The 22,456-nt window shown below is 55.2% G+C and carries 25 protein-coding genes; all 25 read right to left on the bottom strand.

Translation table 11 applies throughout. The features are described from left to right. Window positions 1-6 precede the first annotated feature (6 nt). Entirely contained in the window at window positions 7-801 is a 795-nt protein-coding gene (gene proC, locus H8696_RS05005) for a pyrroline-5-carboxylate reductase (protein WP_249315400.1), read from the bottom strand. Between the two features lie 3 nt (window positions 802-804). Continuing rightward, window positions 805-1,278: a DNA-deoxyinosine glycosylase gene (locus H8696_RS05000; RefSeq protein ID WP_249315399.1), complete on the bottom strand. Its 474-nt coding sequence runs from the start codon at window positions 1,276-1,278 to the stop codon at window positions 805-807. 203 nt (window positions 1,279-1,481) lie between these two features. After that, window positions 1,482-3,644 (bottom strand): bifunctional 4-hydroxy-3-methylbut-2-enyl diphosphate reductase/30S ribosomal protein S1, encoded by a 2,163-nt coding sequence (locus H8696_RS04995; protein WP_249315398.1) that lies wholly within the window; start codon window positions 3,642-3,644, stop codon window positions 1,482-1,484. An 83-nt stretch (window positions 3,645-3,727) separates the two neighbouring features. Next, a complete protein-coding gene (locus H8696_RS04990; RefSeq protein WP_249315396.1) occupies window positions 3,728-4,303 on the bottom strand; it encodes a lysophospholipid acyltransferase family protein in 576 nt (191 codons plus the stop codon). A 16-nt stretch (window positions 4,304-4,319) separates the two neighbouring features. Beyond that, complete coding sequence (gene cmk, locus H8696_RS04985) at window positions 4,320-4,988, bottom strand: (d)CMP kinase (protein ID WP_330605338.1); 669 nt, start codon at window positions 4,986-4,988, stop codon at window positions 4,320-4,322. Next, the gene (locus tag H8696_RS04980; RefSeq protein WP_249315394.1) at window positions 4,985-5,344 is read right to left on the bottom strand and encodes a chorismate mutase; all 360 of its coding nucleotides are present in this window, start codon (window positions 5,342-5,344) and stop codon (window positions 4,985-4,987) included. The genes cmk and H8696_RS04980 overlap by 4 nt, the downstream gene beginning before the upstream one ends. After that, window positions 5,341-6,582, bottom strand: a complete 1,242-nt coding sequence (locus H8696_RS04975; protein WP_249315392.1) for a BaiN/RdsA family NAD(P)/FAD-dependent oxidoreductase — start codon at window positions 6,580-6,582, stop codon at window positions 5,341-5,343. The genes H8696_RS04980 and H8696_RS04975 overlap by 4 nt, the downstream gene beginning before the upstream one ends. Further along, window positions 6,575-7,444, bottom strand: a complete 870-nt coding sequence (locus H8696_RS04970) for a MurR/RpiR family transcriptional regulator (protein WP_249315390.1) — start codon at window positions 7,442-7,444, stop codon at window positions 6,575-6,577. Before H8696_RS04970 ends, H8696_RS04975 begins: the two co-directional genes overlap by 8 nt. Before the next feature lie 10 nt (window positions 7,445-7,454). After that, window positions 7,455-8,237, bottom strand: a complete 783-nt coding sequence (surE, locus tag H8696_RS04965) for a 5'/3'-nucleotidase SurE (RefSeq protein WP_249315388.1) — start codon at window positions 8,235-8,237, stop codon at window positions 7,455-7,457. A 63-nt stretch (window positions 8,238-8,300) separates the two neighbouring features. Beyond that, window positions 8,301-9,656, bottom strand: coding sequence for an oxaloacetate decarboxylase subunit alpha (locus tag H8696_RS04960; protein ID WP_249315369.1), 1,356 nt, complete (start codon window positions 9,654-9,656; stop codon window positions 8,301-8,303). A gap of 27 nt (window positions 9,657-9,683) precedes the next feature. Beyond that, on the bottom strand, window positions 9,684-10,769 hold the full coding sequence (locus tag H8696_RS04955; RefSeq protein WP_249315982.1) for a sodium ion-translocating decarboxylase subunit beta: 1,086 nt from the start codon (window positions 10,767-10,769) through the stop codon (window positions 9,684-9,686). 103 nt (window positions 10,770-10,872) lie between these two features. Further along, window positions 10,873-11,262 (bottom strand): biotin/lipoyl-containing protein, encoded by a 390-nt coding sequence (locus tag H8696_RS04950; RefSeq protein ID WP_249315367.1) that lies wholly within the window; start codon window positions 11,260-11,262, stop codon window positions 10,873-10,875. A 53-nt stretch (window positions 11,263-11,315) separates the two neighbouring features. Further along, entirely contained in the window at window positions 11,316-11,762 is a 447-nt protein-coding gene (locus H8696_RS04945) for an OadG family transporter subunit (protein WP_249315365.1), read from the bottom strand. A 157-nt stretch (window positions 11,763-11,919) separates the two neighbouring features. Then, window positions 11,920-12,663: a pseudouridine synthase gene (locus H8696_RS04940; RefSeq protein ID WP_249315363.1), complete on the bottom strand. Its 744-nt coding sequence runs from the start codon at window positions 12,661-12,663 to the stop codon at window positions 11,920-11,922. Next, entirely contained in the window at window positions 12,636-13,760 is a 1,125-nt protein-coding gene (locus tag H8696_RS04935) for a D-alanyl-D-alanine carboxypeptidase family protein (protein ID WP_249315361.1), read from the bottom strand. The genes H8696_RS04940 and H8696_RS04935 overlap by 28 nt, the downstream gene beginning before the upstream one ends. 101 nt (window positions 13,761-13,861) lie before the next feature. Then, complete coding sequence (ytfJ, locus tag H8696_RS04930; RefSeq protein WP_249315358.1) at window positions 13,862-14,311, bottom strand: GerW family sporulation protein; 450 nt, start codon at window positions 14,309-14,311, stop codon at window positions 13,862-13,864. Further along, entirely contained in the window at window positions 14,304-14,921 is a 618-nt protein-coding gene (locus H8696_RS04925) for a DUF2953 domain-containing protein (RefSeq protein ID WP_249315352.1), read from the bottom strand. The genes ytfJ and H8696_RS04925 overlap by 8 nt, the downstream gene beginning before the upstream one ends. A 51-nt stretch (window positions 14,922-14,972) precedes the next feature. Further along, window positions 14,973-15,539, bottom strand: a complete 567-nt coding sequence (gene scpB / locus H8696_RS04920) for an SMC-Scp complex subunit ScpB (RefSeq protein WP_249315350.1) — start codon at window positions 15,537-15,539, stop codon at window positions 14,973-14,975. After that, window positions 15,536-16,270 (bottom strand): segregation and condensation protein A, encoded by a 735-nt coding sequence (locus H8696_RS04915; RefSeq protein WP_249315340.1) that lies wholly within the window; start codon window positions 16,268-16,270, stop codon window positions 15,536-15,538. Before H8696_RS04915 ends, scpB begins: the two co-directional genes overlap by 4 nt. A gap of 4 nt (window positions 16,271-16,274) precedes the next feature. Continuing rightward, a complete protein-coding gene (locus tag H8696_RS04910; protein WP_249315326.1) occupies window positions 16,275-16,925 on the bottom strand; it encodes a site-2 protease family protein in 651 nt (216 codons plus the stop codon). A gap of 3 nt (window positions 16,926-16,928) precedes the next feature. After that, complete coding sequence (gene lysA / locus H8696_RS04905) at window positions 16,929-18,236, bottom strand: diaminopimelate decarboxylase (protein WP_283244857.1); 1,308 nt, start codon at window positions 18,234-18,236, stop codon at window positions 16,929-16,931. Window positions 18,237-18,317: 81 nt separating this feature from the next. Continuing rightward, window positions 18,318-19,484: a D-alanyl-D-alanine carboxypeptidase family protein gene (locus H8696_RS04900; protein ID WP_249315322.1), complete on the bottom strand. Its 1,167-nt coding sequence runs from the start codon at window positions 19,482-19,484 to the stop codon at window positions 18,318-18,320. 75 nt (window positions 19,485-19,559) lie between these two features. Continuing rightward, complete coding sequence (locus H8696_RS04895; RefSeq protein WP_249315320.1) at window positions 19,560-20,372, bottom strand: purine-nucleoside phosphorylase; 813 nt, start codon at window positions 20,370-20,372, stop codon at window positions 19,560-19,562. 13 nt (window positions 20,373-20,385) lie between these two features. Beyond that, window positions 20,386-21,540 carry a phosphopentomutase gene (locus H8696_RS04890; protein ID WP_249315317.1) on the bottom strand — a complete coding sequence of 385 codons (1,155 nt, stop codon included), beginning with the start codon at window positions 21,538-21,540 and terminating at the stop codon, window positions 20,386-20,388. 21 nt (window positions 21,541-21,561) lie between these two features. Further along, window positions 21,562-22,443 (bottom strand): site-specific tyrosine recombinase XerD, encoded by an 882-nt coding sequence (gene xerD / locus H8696_RS04885; RefSeq protein ID WP_249315315.1) that lies wholly within the window; start codon window positions 22,441-22,443, stop codon window positions 21,562-21,564. Between the last annotated feature and the right edge of the window lie 13 nt (window positions 22,444-22,456).

The raw sequence follows: 22,456 nt of genomic DNA, 5'->3' as shown, positions 1-22,456 counted from the left end.
ATATTTCTATAATTCCTTGGTGCGAAGCACGGCACCATGCACGGCGTCGATCACCGCGGCGCGCATACGGCCTCTTTCCAGTTCATAGACACCCACAATGCTGGTACCGCCAGGCGAACAGACCATATCCTTGATTTCCGCCGGCAGTTTGCCCGTTTCCAGCTGTACGGCGGCAGTGCCTTTCAGAGTCTGAGCGGCCAGGCGATAGGCCGTAGCCCGAGGCAATCCCTCCCGCACACCAGCATCAGCTAAAGCCTCCATAAAGCAGGCCACGTAGGCGGGCCCGCTTCCGCTGAGGGCGCCAGCGGCATCCAGCTGATGCTCAGGGAGCACTTCCACCTCACCGGTTGCAGCAAAGATATCCAGTACTGTCTTCTTTAACGCTTCGCTTGCGGAGGGTTCAAAACTGATGGCACTCATCCCCTGCCCCACCAGGGCTGGCATGTTGGGCATGACGCGGACCAAAGAGCCTTTGCGGAAATACCCCCTCAGCGTCTCAAGGCTCCAGCCGGCGAGGATGGATACAATGCTTTGGTCCCCATCGATATGGGGCGCTACCGAGGGCAAAACTGAAGGCGCTACCTGGGGTTTGACAGCGAGGACGAGAAGAGCGGCGCGTTCCGCCATTTCCTCATTGCTTGCAGCGGGGACCACTTTGTAGGTCTCCACCATGTAATCCATTCGTTGGGGATTGGCATCATAGACGAGAATCTCATGACCAGCATAAAGCCTGTTTCCTAAGATACCACGAATGATAGCTTCCGCCATATTTCCTGCACCGATAAATCCAATTCGGGCCATGCTTTACATCTCCTTTTCCAATTCAATTTTGACCTGTACCCAGGCCTGCAGCTTTTGTTCAAAGGGCAAAGTATAGGCTGGACTGGTGGACGGAAGAAGCGTGAAGGGCAGATCCTTCAAAACTGCGAGCCCTACATGGCGCTTAAAAAGCTGTAAAGCCGATGCACCATTGAAAAATACTCTCCTTAGGCCGGGCCAGCTCTCAAAAAAGCCATCAAAATTATTGGGAATAACATCCCGAATATGACTGTCCAAGCTTCCGGGCCGGACACAGCTAGCCACCACATCCCAAATGGCAATGCCTTGCTGCAGAGCAAAGGCAATTCTCCGGTCATACGCCTCCTCCGGAGGTTTGTCCATCAACGTAAAGATCATGGGCCAGAACTGATTTCGCTTGTGCCCATAGTATTGTTTACGCTCCAAGGAAGCCACGGAGGGCATGGTGCCCAGAATGAGCACCCGGCTTCTTGCATCCACCACCGGCCCCAAGGGGTGGGTAATTCGTTCATCACACATATTCCCATTATATCTTTTGCGCCGCTCAGATTCAACTATAAAAAGAAAGAGGGCTGCACTTTTGGTGCAGCCCAACGGTAAGGGGGTTTCAATGTGTTTGTGAGGTCAATTTCATTATGTCCCCTACACCGCATTTTATACATTCGAATCAAAAACTTTTAAAATTAGTTTTCGTTCTCGTCCGCGGCAGCTTCCTGCATCTTCTGCTGGATCATGTCACCGATGGTTACGGTGTGCACTTCATCTTGATGATAGTACTCCTGATGAGACTCCTCTTCAGGGGCCGCTTCCGCTTCAGACACAGGGGCTTCAGGCAGGGTCTCCTTGATGCTGAGGCTGATGCGCTTGTTCTGAGCATCCACATCCAGAATCTTGACGGAAACCATCTGACCCACCTGCAGCACATCTTCCACCTTGTTGATCCGTTCACGGGCAATCTGGGAGATGTGTACAAGGCCGTCCAGGCCGGGCTCCAGCTCCACAAAGGCACCGAAGGTTACAATACGGACAACTTTACCTTCTACCACGGAACCGACGATGTACTTGGATTCCGCGGTCTCCCAGGGCTTGGGAAGGGTCTGCTTGTAGCCCAGGGAAATGCGCTCGCGCTCGGTATCCAGAGCCAGGATAAGCACTTCCACCTCGTCTCCGATATGAATCACATCGGAGGGATGGCGGACACGGCCCCAGGACAGATCTCCGATATGAATAAGACCATCCAGGCCTCCGATATCCACGAATGCACCGAAGTCGGTCAAGCGGCGGACAATACCCTTGACCTTCTCGCCCACCACCAGCTTGTCCCAAAGCTCCTTCTTTTTCTTTTCAGCTTCGGCCAGCAGCACCAGCTTCTGGGAAGCCACCACGCGGCGCTTGTTGCGGTCCAGCTCGATGATACGAAGGCGGAGGGGCTGACCCACATAGCTTTCGATCTTCTCCACATAACGAGTATTGAGGTGGGAGGCGGGAATGAAAGCGCGGATGCCCATAACATTGGCAATAAGACCGCCCTTGACCACCTCTTTGCCGATGCCCTCGACCTCGGTTTCGCTCTCAAAGAGCGTTACAAGCTCGTTCCAGTTTTTACGCTGGTCCACGTTTTTCTTGGAAAGAAGGACGTTGCCCTCGCCGTCGTTCACCTTGAGAATTTCCACTTCAATCTCGTCGCCCACCTTCACCATCTCGGAAGGCACCACGTCGTTATCCACGCTCAGTTCGTTTCTCGGGATGAAACCGTCGGACTTGTAGCCAATATTCACACAGACCTCATCATCGGTCACCTGCACAACCACGCCCTTGATCAGCTGGCCGTTTTTGATGGTCACCATGGTCTTTTCTACATCTTCCATGAAGCTGGCATCGGCGTCCTGCTTGGCTTTTTCAGCCGCCTCTTCAGTCTCGGGTGCAGCTTCGGGAGCCGCCGCGGCTTCACTGACCGTTTCCGGCTCAGCGTTTTGAACTTTGACCTCCTCCTCGTTCAGTTGGCCCATTTTTTCCTGCTCACTCATCTTTGAATAAACCTCCTTAATTATCCAATCAGGTGTCGAAGCGCCCGCTACGATACCGATCTTCTGCAAATTTTTGAGTGCCGTCCAGGGAATGTCCGAAACACCTTCGATGAGATAAACCTGCGAACAGTGTTTTTGGCAAACCTGAAACAAGCTGGCGGTATTGGCGCTGTTTTTGCCGCCGATCACCAGCATAGCATCCATATTTTCCGCAAGCGCCTGCGCTTCACACTGGCGCTGCGTCGTGGTGGGACAGATGGTGTCCACAATATATAAATTCGAAATACGCTCTTTGAGGGGTTCGATGATCGCATCCCATTTTTGCCGCATTAAGGTGGTCTGTGCAACCACACAGGCTTTATCCGGCAACGCTAAACCATCCAGTTGGGACGCGTCAGAGATAATGACAGCGGTGTTGCCGCACCATCCATTGGTGCCGATGACCTCTGGATGATCGGGTTTACCGAGAATGATGATGGGATACCCTTCGGCATACTTTTCAGCCACCGTCCGGTGAATGCGTTTCACATCCGGACACGTGGCATCGATAAGCGGAATGCCCATGGCTTCCGCCTTCTGATAAACTTCCGGTCCCACGCCATGGGAACGGATGACGACGCGGCCTTCCGTCCACTCGTCCAACGACTGAAGAACCCCTACACCCTTTTCCTCCAGCGTCTTGACGGCACTGGCGTTATGGATGAGCGGCCCCAAAGTAAATACTTTTTCTTCGCCCGAGGCGAGAAGGTCAAAGACCGTCTGGGTTGCACGTTTGACTCCAAAACAGAAGCCGGCGTGCTGTGCTACACGAATGTCCAAATGTACTCTAGTCTCCTACAACACAACAAACTACTTTTCTATTTTTCGCTATCCAGGGATTAAATCCTTCTTTTTTCAAAAAATCATAGGATTTTACCGGAGTTTTTTTCTAACTTTTCCACTGCATGGGCAATGACCGGCGCAAAAGCGTCCACCTGCTCCTTTAAACGGCCCTCAAGAGGCGGCGGCTGTATGGCCTCCCCCACCCATACCTTCATGGGCCGGAAGAGCTTGTAGCGGCCCTCAATGTAGACGGGCACCACCGGAGCTTCGCTCTTTAAAGCGATCATGGCCGCGCCCTCCTTCATGGCGCCGGCGCCTCGGGTACCTTCGGGAAAGATACCAAAGACCTTCTCCTCGGACAAAATGGAGATCGCCTTCTTGATGGAAGCCACATCGCCCCGGGAACGGTCTACAGGAAAAGCGTTGAGCGATCTCAGCAGCTTTGCGATCAAGGGATTCTTAAACAGCTCGATCTTGGCCATGAAGTGGATGGGCCGGGGCAGTGTGACGCCCAGCGTGATGGGATCAAGCACGCTGATATGGTTGCAGATCACAATGACTTTGCCTTTTTTGGGCAGATGCTCTTTGCCCGTCTGCCTGAGCAGAAAGAACAAATGGAAAAAGGGCCATAGCAGGATCTGCGCTAATTTATACATGATGCATGGCCTCCCTTCAGCGGTTCATGTGGCGAAGAATGGTTTCCATCACTTCGCCGGGCGTAAGCATGCCGGTATCAATCAAGATGGCATCCTCGGCCTGCCTGAGGGGCGCAAAATCCCGGCCGCTGTCCTGCGCGTCCCGGGCTGCCAGCGCTTCATAGATCTCGCTGTAACTTACCGTCATCCCCTTGGCCAGAGATTCGTCATACCGCCGCTTTGCCCGCACCTCCGGGGAGGCGGTCAAAAAGAATTTGTACTGCGCGTGGGGCAGCACATAGGTACCGATATCCCGGCCGTCCATGACGATGCTGACCCGCTTGGACACCTCGCGCTGGAGCTCCACCAGCTTCAAGCGGACTTCGGGAATGGAAGCCACGAAGGACGCCCATTCCGTTACGTCCGGTTCCCGGATGAGCCCGGTGACATCCTCTCCGTCAAGCAGCATCCGCTGCTCCCCGTTTTCAAAGGCCACATCGACCTTTGTTTCATCAAGTATCTTCAAAATACCCGAGCGGTCCGACTTGTTCAGGCCGGAGCGGAGCACTTTGAGCGCAAAGGTGCGGTACATCGCCCCCGTATCCAGATAGATGCTGCCAAGGCGCTTAGCCAGCATCTTCGCGATGGTGGATTTCCCTGATCCTCCTGGACCGTCCAGCGCGACTGCAATATTTTCAGCCATCATTCCCATCCCTCCAAAGTTTGATTGGGTGCCGAGACCCTGGGCAGCCGAAGAAAGGGAGCGCGGGCTTCGCCGCAAACATGGATGAGCACCCGCAGCATCTGCTTTTCTCCGCCGGGGATTTCCATTTGCTGGGCCGACAGCACGGGAATTTTGGTGAGTCCCAGCTCCCGCAAAGCCTCGCCTGGATAAGCAGCATCGAGGTCCATGGTAGCAGTAAACTGCACGCTCACCACATCCGTCCCCGTCAAAGCATTTTTTTCCAAAAGCTCGCTGACCAACAGGCCAGCGGCATACCAGATATCCTCCGGGATGTTTCTTTCCACGCCCACCGATCCCCAAAGGGCGGATACGTTCATTTCTCCTCCCCCTTTGCCGCATGAGTTCCGGCCGCATAGCCTGTTGTGAAGGCGATCTGGAGATTGAAGCCGCCGGTGTAGCCGTCGACATCCAGTAGTTCGCCGCACACATAAAGCCCGGGTATGGTTTTGGATTCCATGGTGGCCGGCCGGATCTCACGGACATCCACGCCTCCCCGAGTAATGATCGCTTCCGTAAAGGGGCGAAAGGCCTTCGGCGTGAGCCGCAGTCCCTTCAGCAGGGCGACCAGGGATTCCCGCTCCCCTTTCGAGATTTGATGGACCGGCTTGCTTCCGGAGATGCCGGAAAGCTCCACCAGCACCGGTACCATGCTCTTTGGCATGAGACCGTCCAGTGCATTTTGAAACTGGCGCCGGGCCTGGGACTCAAAATCCCGGACCAGACGGCGGTCCAACTGCTCCGCCGAAAGGGCCGGCTTCATATCGATCTCCATTTGAATTCCCCCAAGCGCCCGGCCCGCCGTATGGGAGGACGCGGTGAGGACCAGCGGCCCGGAGATGCCAAAATGGGTGAACAACAGCTCTCCAAGCTCGTTGTAAAGGTTTTTCTTCCCCTCTCGAACATGGAGCCTAACATTCTTCAAAGCGAGACCCTGGAGCCTTCTAGGCCAGCTCTCCGCCGTTTCTATGGGCACGAGGCTGGGATAGAGCTCGGTGATTTTTTGGCCGCAGCGGGCCAGCATCCGATGCCCCTCGCCGGTGGAACCGGTGGCGGGATAGGACACGCCGCCCGTGGCCACGATCACCCGGTCAAAGGCGAGGCGCTTTCCGGCAAGCTCAATGCCGCGAAGGCCGCCCTCCTCCATCCATATGGCTTTTACAGGGGTGCGGAGCCGAACCTTTACACCGCTTTTCCCCAAAAGCCGCTCGAGAGCGCGAATGATATCGCTGGACTTATCCGACTGGGGAAAGACCCGCATCCCACGCTCCACCTTGAGAGGGACGCCGGTCTTTTCCAAAAGAGTCATCAAATCCTCATTATTGAAAGCGGCAAAGGCGCTGTAGAGAAATTTCCCATGATGGGGAATCTCCTTTAAAAAGTCCTCCGGAGGAACGGCACTGGTCACATTGCAGCGCCCTTTGCCGGTGATATAAAGTTTCTTGCCCAGCTTTTCGTTGGCCTCAAACAAGGTCACCTCAGCGCCGGACTGGGCGGCGGCATAGGCGGCAAGCATTCCCGCCGCTCCCCCGCCGATGACGGCAATGCTTCTATTCATCCAGGGTGTAATCCTTCCCCATATATACGCCATACTGATTCCAAATCGCCTCCAAGTTGGAGAAATGGGAAGTGAGATCGCCCTTCTTTCGATTGGCCACCGCGACCACCAGAGCGTTCAGCAGGCTGAGAGGCGCGACCAGCGAATCCACGTAGGAGGCCATATCGCTGTGGGCGGTAAGACAGATATCGGCGTGCTCCTTTAAAGGCGAGAGCTGGCTGTCCGTGATGGCCACGGTTTGCGCTTCATTTTGCTTGGCAAATTTGAGCCCCTCCAAAGCGCGGGTTGCATACCGGGGGAAACTGATACAGATGAGCAGATCCTTGGGCCCGATACGGGCCATCTGGTCGAAGATGTCGCTGACCCCGGAAGTTACGACCTTGATATTGTCCAGCGCATAGTTGAGATAATATCCCAAAAACTGTGCCAGCACCGAAGAGCTGCGAAGGCCCAGGATATAGACGTTCTTTGCTTCGAAGATGCTTTCCACCACGTCTTGAAAAGCTTTTTTATCCAGTTCTTCAATGGACATACGGATGTTGTTCATATCTTTTTTCAGCACAGACTCCAGAATGTTGGAGGATTCCATGCCTTCGGAAAGTTCCATGCGCTGGACCGTGGTCAGTTTGTTGCGAATGAGCTCCTGCAAGGCACGCTGAAGCTTGGGATAGCCCTCGTAGCCCAAAATCAGGGCGAAGCGCACCACCGTGGATTCGCTCACACCCACCGTGTGACCCAGTTTGGAAGCGGTCATGAAAGCGGCCTTATCGTAATGGGTCAGGATGTATTCCGCAATGATCTTTTGACCCTTGCTCATGCTTTTGTAATAGTGCTGAATCCGCTGTGTCAGATCCATATTCATGACCTCACCTCTATGCTTCATTCTCCCGGGCCTCAACCCAGGCCTCCAATGCAGGAAGATCGCGATGCTGCGTCAGATCAAAATGCAGAGGCGTCAGGGTGCTGTACCCATCCTGGCACAGGTATAGATCCCCCTGCTGAAAGCTGTCCGGGCCATTGGGACGGGCCTGGAATGTCATCCAATAGTAAGCCTCGCCCGCAGGGCTGATCCGTTTTTCATAGTTTTCCCGGGTCGCCGGGTCCAGGTCCAGCGGAGCCACTTTGACGCCTTTATATGCATCATCTTGCACTGATGGCACATTTAGATTCAACACGATGGACGCATCCACCTTCTTTTCCTCGATCAATTTGACCAAAATTTCCGATTCTTTTGCAGCGCGTTCAAAATCAAAGGCGCCCCAATCCTTGGTAAAGGAGGAAACCGCCGCGGAAGGGTACCCCAAAAGGGCGCCTTCAAGGGCAGCGGATACCGTTCCGGAGTAGAGCACATCCAGGCCGATATTGGAGCCGGCGTTGATACCGGAAAGCACCATGTCCGGTTTTTCCATAAGCTGAAGCACACCGAGGCGCACACAATCCGAGGGCGTACCCGTCACCGCGTAGCCCGTTACGCCGGACATGAATACCTGCTTTCTGACCATCAGAGGGGTGTGAATGGTGATGGAATGGGATTTCGCGCTTTGCTCCTCCGCGGGAGCCACCACCGTGATATCATGTTTGGGCGCAAGCTGTTCCACCAAAGCACGTATGCCCGGTGCTCGAATGCCGTCATCGTTTGTTACCAAAATACGCATAAGTCATCCCCCTCTAAATAGGACAAAAAGCCCCTCGTTTGACGGAGGGGCTCATTTGGCCGATTATTCACCGAAGTTGTTTTCCTGACGATACTGGAAGAATTTGGGCGCCACCTGCGGGAACAAAGCCCAGGTGAGGACATCCTCCTCCTGCGCCATGACGTCCTTGATTTCCTTGCGGTATTTCTCCATCTCGGGCGCGATATCATCCGCCGGGCGATGGGTGATAACTTCCGCGTCGCCAATGACCTTTTTGCGCACGTCGGGGTTGACCTCGCCAGGAAGACGGCCGTATTCGCCCCGGAGCATGGCCTTGAATTCCTTCGTAGCCATCTTGTAGCGCTCGCCGGTCACCACGTTCAGCACAGCCTGGGTGCCCACGATCTGACTGGTGGGCGTCACCAGCGGCGGATAGCCGGAATCCTCGCGGACCCGCGGCACTTCGGCCAGCACATCGTAGAGCTTGTCGCTGGCGCCCTGCTGCTTGAGCTGGCTGATCAAGTTGGACAGCATTCCGCCGGGCACCTGATAGAGCAGCGTGTTGACGTCCACACCCAAAACCTTGGAATCGAGGAAGCCATCGGTCTTCAGGCGGTCGGCCACGCCGCGGAAATAAGCGGCGATCTCGCTGAGCAGCTGCAGATCCAGGCCAGTATCATATTCGGTGCCCTGAAGCGTTGCCACGAGAGCCTCGGTGCAGGGCTGGGAGGTACCATTGGCCATGGTGGAAATCGCGGTATCCACGATATCCACACCCGCTTCGGCGGCTTTCAGATAGACCATGTCGCCGGTGCCGGTGGTGTTATGGGTATGCAGGTGAATGGGAACATTCACCTTTTCCTTCATCATCTTGACCAGCTTATAGGCATCGTAGGGCAAAAGCAGGTTGGCCATGTCCTTGATGCAGATGGTGTCCGCACCCATCTTTTCGATATCCACAGCCAGATTCACGAAATACTCCAGCGTGTGGACAGGGCTGACCGTATAGCTGATGGCCACTTCCGCCACACCGCCGTACTTCTTGGTGGCCTTGACCGCCTGCTCCATGTTCCGAAGGTCATTCAGAGCATCGAAGGTACGGATGATGTCGATACCGTTTTTAATGGCGTACTTGACGAAAGCATCCACCACATCATCGGCATAATGTTTGTATCCAAGCAGGTTCTGACCGCGCAGCAGCATCTGCAGCTTGGTGTTGGGCAGAGCCTCGCGAAGCAGCCGCAGCCGCTCCCAGGGATCCTCGTTCAAAAAGCGCAGGCAGGAGTCAAAGGTGGCACCTCCCCAGCATTCCAAGGAATAGTATCCCACCTGGTCCAACTGGGGGCAGATGGGCAGCATCTCTTCCGTGCGCATCCGGGTGGCCGCCTGCGATTGGTGGGCATCCCGAAGAATGGTATCCGTGATCATTAGTTTTCCCATAATCTATTTCCTCCTCTCATTCGATGATTAACCGCCAAACATGGAAATAAACACACCAGCCGCGATGGCGGAACCGATAACGCCCGCAACGTTCGGGCCCATGGCGTGCATGAGCAGGAAGTTTTTGGGGTTTTCCTTCTGTCCCACAACCTGGGAAACGCGGGCCGCCATGGGAACGGCGGAAACACCGGCGGATCCGATCAAAGGATTGACCTTGCCGTGGGTGAGCTTGCACATAAGCTTTCCGAACAGCACGCCGCCAGCCGTACCAAAAGCGAAGGCGATAAGGCCCAGCACAATGATCAGGATGGTCTGCAACTGCAGGAAGGTGGTGCCGTTGGCGGTGGCGCCGACCGTCACGCCCAGGAAGATGGTAACGATATTGATGAGTTCGTTTTTCGCCGTCTTTTCAAGGCGTTCCGTCACACCGGACTCCTTGAGCAGGTTACCCAGCATGAGCATACCAATCAGCGGAGCAGCGGAGGGCAGCAGCAGGGACACAACGATGGTCACCATGATGGGGAAAATGATCTTCTCCCGCTTGCTGACCGGCCTGAGCTGCTCCATGACGATCATGCGCTCCTTCTTGGTGGTCAACGCCTTCATGATGGGCGGCTGAATGATGGGCACCAGAGCCATGTAGGAATAGGCCGCGACCGCGATGGGCCCAAGCAGATGGGGCGCCAGTTTGCTGGTCACATAGATGGCCGTGGGACCGTCCGCACCGCCGATGATGCCGATGGAGGCCGCTTCAGGAATCTCAAACTGCAGCAGCAGGGCGCCCAGGAAGGTGATAAAAATACCCAGCTGAGCCGCCGCGCCCAAAAGCAGACTCTTGGGATTGGCGATGAGCGGCGCAAAGTCCGTCATAGCACCGATGCCCAGGAAGATGAGCGGCGGGTAGATGCCCAGTTTTACGCCCTGGTAGAGGAAATAGAGGAGTCCCCCCTCCTCCATCAGATTTGCGCCGGGCAGGTTAGCTAAAATCATACCGAAAGCGATGGGCAGCAGCAAAAGCGGCTCATACTTCTTGACGACGGCCAGATAGATCAAAATGCAGCCGATCAAGAGCATGACCAGGCACTGCCAATTGGTGCCCTGAAAGAAGCCCATGAAACCGGTATCGGCCCAAAGGTCACTTAAAGTACCGAAAAAATCAATGCTCTCCAAATCCGTTCAACCCCTTTCATGTCGTATTTTTGATCCGGCGATATTCTTATTCGATCACCACGAGCAGATCGCCGGGGTTGACGGAAGCGTTTTGCTGAACGCCGACACTGACAACCTTGCCATCCCGGGGAGCCATGATCTCATTCTCCATCTTCATGGCCTCGAGAATGAACATCACGTCGCCCTTTTTCACAGCAGCGCCGGGCTGTACGTTCACGGCCAGGATGGTACCGGGCATGGGGCAGGTCACGTTCTCGGCGCCAGCGGGCGCGGGCGCAGCAGGAGCAGCAGCGGCGGGTGCCGGTGCAGGCTGGGGAGCGGGAGCGGCGGCTGGAACAACCGCGGGAGCCGCAGGCGCCTTTGCACCTTCAGCCATCTCATCCACTTCAACTTCGTATGGGGTACCATTCACATGAATCAAGTATTTTTTGCTCATTTGCCTTTTCCTCCTCAAAATTACTCTTCAGTTGCCGGTAATCTATGGAAAAATTATTTTTCCTCTCGGGTCCAGTCCGGTGCGAAAGCATCGTTTCGGGCGAAGGGGCGAACCTTCAGCATGTTGGGCTTGCCGCGATGAATGACGCTGCCCACTTCCTTTTGCGTCCACTCCGGTGCGAATGCGTCATCCCGCCGGAAGGCTCTTACCCGCAGCATATTGGGACCGCTGCGCTTGATCTTTTTAATTACCACCGGCGCGCCGTTCGTGTAAGCGGCAATGGCCGCGGAGATCGCCGCAACCACAGCGCCATTGTCCTCAGCAGGAGCCTGAACGGGCATAGGAGCCGGAGCTGCTGTAGCCGCGGCCGCCTCCTGTTTCTTCTCCTTGCCCTTCAAAAATCCGAGGCATTTGATAAGGCCGATGAGAATGATGAGTCCTAGAAAAACAACAACGAGGCCTATCGCCATTACGCCTAGGCCGTATAAGAGTTTATCCATGCAGCCACCACACCTTTCCATTTACAATTATTAAATCTAGTGATTTAAAAAATTTCAAAATCTGCACCAAATTCATAATTCTACGCGGAAGTTCTTTTTCCTTTTATACAATTTTAAGGTGGAACCATTTTTTTGTCAAATATTTAGCAAACTTTTGCTAATGCTTGTCCACCATTTTTTTGAGCTGGGCCACTTCGGCCTGTGTGAGATGGCGCCAGGCACCCACATGCAGATGGCCCACATGGATGCCGCCCACCCGAAGCCGCCGCAAAAAGAGCACCCGATGGCCCACGGCGTCCATCATGCGCCGGATCTGCCGGTTCCGCCCCTCATGGATCACAAGGCGCACGTGGGTCTTTTCTTCGCGAATCTCGATGATTTCCACTTTGGCCGGGGCGGTCTTGCTGCCGTCCAGCATGATCCCCCGTTCCAGGGCGCCGGCCTGAGCCCGGGTTAAGATGCCTCCCACCAGGGCCTCATACTCCTTCTCGATCCCCACGGAGGGGTGCGTAAGATCGTGAGCCAGCTCCCCGTCGTTGGTAAGCAGAATGAGCCCCTCCGTATCCAGATCGAGGCGTCCCACAGGGTAAATGCGTTCAGGAACATCCACATAGTCCAGCACTGTGGGCCTGCCCCGCTCATCCGATGCGGTGCTGAGAACGCCCTGAGGCTTGTTGAAGGCAATGTACACCTTTTTACCGCCGGGCCGCTTCAGGGCAACCCCGTCCACCATCACCTGATCCCTATCGGGATCGATCTGGCGGCCCATTTCGGTGATCTTTTGACCGTTGACCAGCACGCGTCCCGCCTTGATGATCTCTTCAGCCTTTCTTCGGGAAGCAACCCCGCAATCCGCCATGAATTTTTGCAGTCTCACGGACTGCTTTGGAACATTTTCCATCCTCCCATTACCTTTCTGACATAATCGCCAAATTGTTCTTTTTCCACATCCGCCGCCGATGCCATGGGCACGGTTGCGGAAAGATCTTCATCCAACGTGAGGGTGATGGTGCCTAAGCTGTCCCCTGTCTTTACAGGTGCCCTGGCCTCAGCCACATCATAGTTCAGCCGCAGCCTTGCCTTTTCTCCATCCAGCAAAGGAAACCATACCTCACCCTGCGTCACCGCGGGCACGCTGCTCTCCCCCCGGCCATTTTCCACGGGAGCTATGGCCATGGTCTCGCCGCTTGCAAGCACCTTTGTCCAGTGGTAGTTGGCAAACGCCTCATCCAAAAGAGCCTTGGAATCTTCAAACATGGGGCTGCAATTGAGCACCACGCAAACCAGCTGCATGCCGTCCCGTTCGGCAGTGGATACAAGGCACCGGCCTGCGGCGGATGTATAACCCGTCTTGCCGCCGTTCGCGCCCTCGTATTCCCAGAGCATTTTGTTCTTGTTGTTGATCACCCTGGGATTGGTGCCGGTGGTCATCTTCCAACTTTTTGCCCCGGTGATCTCCCGAAAGGTTTCGTTTTGCATGGCGGCGGAAGTGATCTTGGCGAGATCACGAGCGGTGGTGTAATGCCCCTCAGCCGTCAGCCCATGGGGATTGACGAAATGGGTGCCGGTGCAGCCAAGTTCTGCGGCCTTCTGGTTCATCAGTTCCACAAAGCCGTCCACCGATCCCGTCAGCCCCACGGCAATGGTCTCCGCGGCATCATTGCCCGAGCGCAGCATAAGCCCATACAGCAGATCGCGGAGGGAATACTCCTCTCCCTCCTTCACGTACAGAGACGAACCCTCCACCCCCACACAGTTTTTGGGTACGGTGATCATCTGATCAAGGTCGCCGTTCTCCAGAGCTACCAGTGTGGTCATGATCTTCGTGGTACTGGCCATGGGCAGTTCGGCGTCGGCGTTGCCCGCATACAAAAGCCGCCCCGTGGAGGCCTCCATCACGGCGAAAGCCTGGGCCGATGAGGAGGGAGCGGCGCAAGCAATTTCAGTATAAAGGAAAAACGTAAAAAGCGCCACCAAAATGGCAAGTGTTTTCTTCATGACTTCCTTCACCTTTCCAAATATATTTTTAAAAACAAAGAAGCGGCTCACCGGTTTCATAGTAGTCTATGAAACATGGGTGGCCGCTTACTTCGTTTTCTTTAGAAATTTTCGTCCTGGGGAACACCATATTGAACATTTGCCTGGTTCTGAGCGGTGCCTGCGGAGGTCTGAGCCGCCTGTGCGCCCTGGTTCTGGGGGTTTTGGGGCTGCTCCTTGTCCTTCTTGATGAAACATTTGATCTCATCGATTACCTGGGGCACCATCTCGATGATACGGTCGTAGGGTGTATCCAGGGTCATGGACAATACCTTGACCTGCCCGTTGCTCACAACCAGAAAACCCATGGGGCTGACGGAAACGCCCGCACCGGTACCGCCGGCAAAGGGCCATTCCATCCCCGCGGGGAGCTCGGATTTGGCGGGCTTGAGCTCATAGTTGTACTCGCCGCCTCCAGCCACAAAGCCGAATCCCACTTTCGAAACCGGGATTACCATCGTACCGTCACCGGTGTGCACCGCCGTTCCAATGATGGTGTTGACGTCAATCATTTCCCGGATTTTCTCCAGGGTCGTCCTCATGATGTTTTCGATAGGATGAGGGTTCATTGTTTAATCGCCTGCCTTTCCAAATCTCGCGCAGCAACCGAATACCTGCAATCATAATATGGCCGATGGAAAGGCCGATTATGCAATGGAATCGGCCGTAGAGACAAACCTGGTTGAAATTGGGCCGTATGAAAATTTTGGGCCGGTGCACCATAACCCGGGAAAAGGGCGCAAAAAAGGAATAAAGCGCGCTGGAAATGCCGGATACCAGCAGTGCAGTTTTAGCCGCATCGGCGATACCCAGCTCGGCCTTGAGCTCGACAAGACCGATGCGGAGTTTGGGATGCTTGCCCAGCGCCGCTTCCTTCAAAAGCATTACAAGTTCGCGCTTCCATGCTTTTTTCAGCCGTTCTCCCATGGGCGATGGCTTTTTGGGCTTTTTGCGTTTCCGGGACAGACCGATAGGCACGCGTATGCACTCCCACAGCACCAGGTGGAAGCTGCCGCCGATACCCCGTTCATCTCGTTTCAGAAAAATCTCGATGGCAATGGTGGAGGTCCAAAGGCAAACCCCCAGATATAAAATGAACAAAACAAAAAGGACCACTCCCATGCCGCACCTCCAATTGGGAATCGTCCTTATTCTTCCAAGAAAAGATGAAATTTATGCCAGCTCCGGTTCTTCTTCCGGCGGTTCCTCCAGGATCGGAGTTTCACCGGGAGCCTTGATGAGTTCCTCCCTGCCGGGCAGGTCCTCCAAAGTGCGCAGATTGAAATACCGCAAAAAATCGTCGGTGGTTCCGTAGAGCACCGGCCGGCCCAGGGTATCCTTTCGGCCCACAGCCATCACCAGGTTATGCCGCTGCAGCACGGACAGTGCATATTCACACTTCACGCCCCGAATGGCCTCCACGTCCGCCCGGGTGATGGGCTGACGGTAAGCGATGATGGACAAAGTCTCCATGGCGGACTGGGACAGTGCCTGGCGCTTTTGAGGGGTAAGCCAGCGCTCAATGACCTCGCCGTATTCCGGGCGGGTGGCCAGCTGCACCTTGTCCTCGAAGATCAGCACCCGAAGGCCGCTTTGCCGCGTCTCATAGTTTTGCTGCAGATGCTGAGCGGCAGCCGTGATCTCCAGCATGGATACGTCCAGCGCCTGGGCCAGATCCTCCAAAGTGAGGGGATTGCCCGACACGAACAAGAGCGCTTCCATTGCGCTGTCAAGATTCATGATGCGTTCCTCCTTGCGGTTTGGCCAAGCAGAATATCACCGAAGGGCTCCTTTTGCCGGACCCATACCTCGCTTTTTTGAATGAGTTCCAAAAGGGCCATGAAGGTCACCACCACCTCCATGCGGTTTCGATCCTTTTCAAAAAGCTCGCTGAAGCGGATTTCCCGGGCGCGGCCCAGCATGGTCCGAATGTGGCGCATCCGGCCGGAGATGGTATAGGTGTCCTTGGGAATCTCCCGGGGCTTATCGGGCTCTTCCGGCGCAGCCTTTTTGTCCAGAATGGCCTTGAAGGCCGCATAAAGGTCCTCCATGGTCACGCCGGTGAAATCCAGCTGGGCCTTGGGCTCGGGAAACTCCTCGGGGAGCTTGAAGTAGGTGCCTAAGAATTCCTGCTCATAGGGACGAAGCTGCTCCCCCGCCTCCTTGAACTTTTTGTACTCTTCCAAACGGCGGATAAGGGCGATTTCCGGATCCTCTTCCTCCTCCTCCGTGATTTGCGGAGGTCTGGGGAGGAGGGAGCGGGATTTGATGAGCAGAAGCGTTGCCGCAATGGACACAAACTCACTGGCCGTATCCATATCGAGCTCCTCAACGCCTTTCATGGACGCCAGATATTGGTCGGTGATTTCCGAGACAAAGATATCATGAATATCCAGCTTGGCCCGGCCGATCAGATGCAAAAGAAGGTCCAGCGGACCTTCGAAATCCTGAAGTTTTACCACATAATCCATAGCATCACCCAAATAAAGAGAAGATGAAGGTGTAAAAGTTGCCGAACACCGTGCCCTCGATAAAGCCCATCACGTAACCAAGAAGGGTTCCAAAGATGCCGGTAAAGGAGAGCACGATGAGAACGACCCATCCATAGCGCTCCAGCGTCCACAGAAACTTCATGTTCTTTGGAGGCAGCAGTGCGGTGAGCACATGATAGCCGTCCAGCGGCGGGATGGGAATCAGATTGAAAATAGCGAGGATAAGATTTACCGAATACATGGGCCCCAGAATGCGCATGCCAATGGATGAAGGCGCCACCCCCGCCACCAGCACCAAAAACGCATAAATTCCATAAAAGATGAACGCCCATACGAAGTTGGCCAGCGGTCCGGCCACCGATACCAGAATGCTGCCCGTCCGGGGATTCTTATAGTTGCTGGGACGGGTCGTGACCGGCTTGGCCCAGCCAAAACCCATGATGACGAACATGATAAGTCCCACCCAATCCACATGGGCAAAGGGATCCAGCGTAATGCGCCCCATATTCCTGGGCGTGGGATCGCCCAGTCTGTCCGCGGTCAGGGCATGAGCCAGCTCATGCAGCATCATGGCCAGCAGAATGGCTGGAATGGTGTATAAAATTCCCAGGGGATCGGAAAGTCTGCTGAACATGGCTTACGCTTTCGAGAGCCAGGAAGGCATCTCATCATAGTGAAGCAGATCATCATAGGTCTGACGGCGCACCATAAGCTCCGCCCTGCCATCCTTAGCCAGCACCACGGCGGGAACCGGCAGTCGGTTATAGTTCGAGGCCATGGAGTAATTGTAGGCGCCGGTGGAGAAAACGGCGAGAATATCCCCCACTTCGATTTCGGGCAGTGCAATGTCATGAATGAGCATATCGCCCGATTCACAGCAGCGGCCTGCCACCGTTACCTTGCGTACAGCCTCCGCCTTCGCCTTATTGGCCACGACCGCCTCATATTCCGCCTGATAGAGCGCGGGGCGGGGATTATCGCCCATGCCGCCGTCCACACTCACATAGGTGCGGATTCCGGGGATGTTCTTGATGGAACCAAGGGTGTACAGCGTAATGCCAGCCTCACCCACGATGGAACGGCCTGGTTCCACAATGAACCGGGGCAGCGCAAGTCCGTGCTCGGCGCAGCGGGCTTTAAGGGCGTCCGCAATTTCCTTGATATATTCCAACGGATCGAGGGGATGATCGGCGTCGGTGTAATGGATGCCGTAGCCGCCGCCAAAATTGATTTCCTCCATCAGCTCCCCAGTTTCCTTCATAAGGGCCAGCCGAAAATCCTCCATAATTTCAGCCGTGAGGCCGAAGGGCTTGAGCTCAAAGATCTGAGAGCCGATGTGGCAGTGCAGTCCCGCAAGATGGATATGCTCCGAAGCGATGATTCTCTTTGCTGCCTCCATGGCCTGGCCGTCGGAGATACCAAAGCCAAACTTTGAGTCCTGCTTGCCCGTTTGAATGTAATGGTGGGTGTGGGCGTCCACACCGGGCTTCACCCGGATGAGGACGTTCACGTTCTTGCCGCGCTTCCTCGCAATATCCGCAACCATATCGATTTCTGCAAAGTGATCGATCACAATGCGGCCCACGCCGTGTTCCACAGCGAAGGCGATCTCTTCGGGAGTTTTGTTGTTGCCATGGAAGAAAACCTTGGCAAGATCAAATCCTGCCTTGTAGGCGGTATAGAGCTCTCCGCCGGACACCACGTCCAGCCCCATGCCCTCCTCGGCTACGATTTTTACCATCGCCATGTTGAGAAAAGCCTTGGACGCATAGGCCACCATACCCTCAAGGCCGTTTTCCTTTAGAGCCCGCACATAGCCTCGGCAGCGATCCCGGATATAATCTTCATCCATCACATAAAGCGGCGTTCCAAAGGTGTTTGCCAGCTTCACCGTGTCGCAGCCGCCGAATACCAAATGTCCTTTTTCATTCACTTCTCCGCGCAATAAAAACACCCCTCCCGTATACCGCTTTATGTTACCACAGGCGGCGGAGGGGTGTCAATTTCGCGATGGTTTTCTCAGGTTCTACCAGCGGCTTAAAATCTTCTTCAAGATGTCGCCATAGCCCGCTTTGGGCACATCGGCGGCGGCGACGATGGGAAGATTTGCCAAAGTCTCGCCGTCATGGGTGATGATCATCTCGCCCAGTTTTGCACCCTTCACAACGGGAGCTTCCACCACTTCGGGCAGATTGACGGATTTTTCGACCTGATCGGCGGTGCCTTTACGAAGAAGAGCCGTCTCGCCGCCTTCAAGGGCCACGGGAACCTGTGCGTCCCTGCCGCCTTTGACGGCAACGCTTTGATTCTTGATCTCGCCGCTTTGACCGAGGCTTACCGTTTCATAGTTTGCGAAGCCATAGTCCAGCATCTTGGTGGCCTCATCAAAGCGCTTGGCGGAGCTCTCCGAGCCCAGCAGCACGCCGATGAGCCGGAATTCACCTCGTTTGGCCGATACGCTGAGACAGTACTTGGCTTCATCGGTGGAACCGGTCTTAATGCCGTCGGCGCCGTCGTAAAAGCGCACCATGCGGTTGGTGTTGGTCAGCTCCGTCACCCGTCCATCCTTGGCATGACTCAGTTCATCCATCCAAATGGTACTCCACTTGAAATAATCCGGATGCTGGATGAGTTCCTGACTCATGGCAGCCACATCCCTGGCTGTGGAATAGTGGTCCTCCTGAGGAAGCCCGGTGCAGTTGGCAAAATGAGTGCCCGTCATGCCAAGCTCCGCGGCTTTGGTGTTCATGCGCTCCACAAACACCTCCTCCGAGCCGGCGATGGTCTCCGCCATGGCTACGCTGGCGTCGTTGGCCGAGGCAACGATGATGGACTCCAAAAGATTCTCCACCTTGTAAGGCTGACCGGCGTCCAAAAAGACCTGGGAGCCGCCCATGGAGGCCGCGTTTTGGGACACGTTGACCTCCTGATCCAGGGTTACGGCGCCCGATTCCAGCGCTTCAAAACACAGAGTGAGCGTCATGATCTTGGTGACGCTGGCGATGGGCAGCTTTTCGTCCGCCGCTTTTTCAAAGATGATGGTCCCGCTGTCCGCGTCCATCAAAAGTGCGCTTTTGGCACTCACGTCAAAGGGCATCTCCTCCAAGGCTTCTGCCTGGACGGCGGAGAGCGGATACATCAGGATGCACAGCATCAACAAAAATAAAAGACAGTGTTTGCCCATTCTTTTCATGGGAGAGCCCCCTTCTTTTAAACAATTCCCTAAAAGAATGGCTATGCAAACACTGCCTTTTCCATGACAACCCTGTTAAAAAGTGAGCCTTTTGGTGATGCCGTTGAGAAGCTTCCGGAAGGATGCGGCCACTCTCCGGCCCGCTTCCAGCACCTCCTCATGATTGAGGGGTTCGCCCTTGCCGTCCGCGGCCTTGTTGGTCACGCAGGAGATACCAAGCACCTGAATACCGCAGTGATTCGCCGCGATCACCTCGGGCACGGTGGACATCCCCACCGCATCGGCGCCTAAAGCACGCAGCATACGGATCTCTGCCGGCGTTTCGAAGGAAGGCCCGCTCATCATGGCATAAACGCCCTTTTGAAGGGGAATCCCCAAATCAGCCGCTACCTCCTGGGCGAGCTTAAGCAAAAATGGATCGTAGGCCCGGCTCATATCGGGAAACCGGGGCCCCCACCTTTCGTCATTGGGTCCAATCAAAGGATTGTAGCCGGCAAAATTGATCTGGTCCTCGATCAGCATCAGATCCCCTGCCGCAAAGTCTTCCCGAATGCCGCCGCAGGCATTGGTGACAATGAGTTTTTCCACGCCCATGGCCCGCATCACCCGGATGGGCAGCGCCACGATCTGCGCTGGATGCCCTTCGTAGATGTGGAAGCGCCCCCGCATCATTACCGTGGGTATGCCAAAAAGTCTGCCCATGATCCACTCCCCGGCGTGTCCGGGCACGGTGGATTCGGGGAAGCCTTCGATCTCCCCATAAGGTATGACGATGGTATCCGTCATGGACTCGTAGTAGTCTCCCAGACCGGATCCCAAAATAATGCCCAGCTTGGCCCTTTGACCCAAACGCTCCGTGAGCCTGTCCGCTGTTTGTTGTAAATCCATGACAATGCCCCCTTTACTTTTGATAGAAGGACGTACCCATAGTGGTGACGGGTACGGCGAAATAGTCCAAAATGGTTGCGGCGATGTCCGAAAAGGAGGAACGGACGCCAAGATTGCTCGGCATAAGTCCCCCTCCCTGGGCGAGGATGGGCGTATATTCCCGGGTGTGGTCCGTGCCGCGGAAGGTGGGATCGCAGCCGTGATCGGCCGTCACGATAAAAAGTCCGCCGCCCAGCAGATTTTCCAGGCCGGGCAGCCAGGCGTCGAAGGCCTCAAGGGCCCTGCCATAGCCCATGGGATCACGCCTGTGGCCGTAGAGCATGTCATAATCGACGAGATTGACAAAGATGAACCCTTCCTCCAGCGTCTCCAGCCTCGCAAGACAGGCGGCCATACAGGCCGGATTCCCCTTGGCGTGCAGATCCTCATCGAGCCCCCTGCGGTTGAAAATATCGCCGATCTTCCCAACACCCACGGTGGTGTATCCCGCTCTATGCAGTTCATCCAGCACGGTGGGCCCTGGAGGATTGAGGGAAAAGTCCCTTCGATTGGCGGTGCGGGTGTAATGACCGGAAGTACCGGTGAAGGGCCGGGCGATCACTCTGCCCACGGCATGATCCCCCACCATCATGTTCCGGGCAGTCTGGCATATTTTATAAAGCCGTTCCAGGGGAATGATCTCCTCGTGAGCCGCCACTTGAAAGACGCTGTCCGCCGAAGTATAGACGATGGGATAGCCGGTTTTTACATGTTCATCGCCCAGTTCCTCAATGATTTGGGTACCGGAAGCCACCGTATTTCCCAGGGTTTTCGTGCCGATGGCCGCCTCAAAGGCCTCCATGACATCCGCCGGGAACCCATCCGGATAGGTGGGAAAAGGACGGTCCAGCGGCACGCCCGCCATCTCCCAGTGGCCGGTGGTCGTGTCCTTGCCCCGGGAGAGTTCACGGCCCTTCCCATAGGCGGCTGCGGGTGACGGAACCGGGTCATAAAACGACGTTCCCTGGATATTAAAAAGCCCCATCCTTCTCAGATTGGGCAAAGAAAAATCATGAAATTGCAGAACATGGCCCAGCGTATCCGAACCCTCATCTCCAAAGGCGGCCGCATCGGGAGCGGCGCCAATGCCCACGCTGTCCAAAACGATTAAAACGGCTTTTTTTGCCATAGCTATCCCCTCCTAATGACATCATGCCCGAGGGTGGGCCTTTTTATAAACCTCACTCAAGTGTCCGCCCAGCATCTTGATGTAGACCTGGGTGGTGGAAATATCGGCGTGTCCCAGCATCTCCTGCACGGCATGAATATCCGCGCCGTTGTCCAAAAGATGGACGGCAAAGGAATGCCGCAGGGTATGGGGCGTGATATCCCCTTCGATATGGGCCTTCTGGGCATAATATTTGATGATCTTCCAGAATCCCTGACGGGTGAGGCGCGAACCCTGCAGATTGATGAACAGCGCCCTTTCCTCGGGATCCTTCACAAGCTTGGTCCTTGATTTTTGCAGATATTGGGTCAAATACTTGATAGCCACCGAACCAATGGGTATGGTGCGCCGCTTGTCCCCCGTATTGCAGCGGATCATATGCAGTGGAAGCAGAATATCCTCCACGTTGAGCTCGATAAGTTCGGTTACCCGGATGCCAGTGGCGTAGAGCAGCTCCAGCATGCACTTATCCCGAAGCCCCTTCACCTCGTCGGGGTTGGGCTGATTTAAAAGGTTGTTGACATCCTGGGTGCTCATGGCCTTAGGCAGCTTCTTTTCGCTGCGCGGCAGCTTGATCTGCGCCGTGGGATCGCTGGCAATAAGGCCGCTGCCCGTCAGAAACTGAAAAAAACCGCGAAGTGATGAAAATTTACGCAATAATGTGGCATTGGACACGCCCTGAGCACGCAACGAGTCCACATAATTCATAACATCATCCTGGTTTACATCCACATAGGACATTTTCTCAGCAGTCAAATAATCTAAATATTGACGCACGTCACGTCCATAACACTCCAGCGTGTTGGTGGATACTTGCTTTTCCTTGGCAAGGTAGGTACAGAACTTTTCCAGGATGCGGTCCATTTCCCCATGCTCC

Origin of the sequence: Gehongia tenuis (genome assembly GCF_014384795.1) — a bacterium.
In the GTDB taxonomy this organism is placed as follows: domain Bacteria; phylum Bacillota; class Clostridia; order Christensenellales; family NSJ-53; genus Gehongia; species Gehongia tenuis.
Note: the sequence above shows the minus strand (reverse complement) of the source record. Positions and strands in the feature narration are given on the sequence as shown.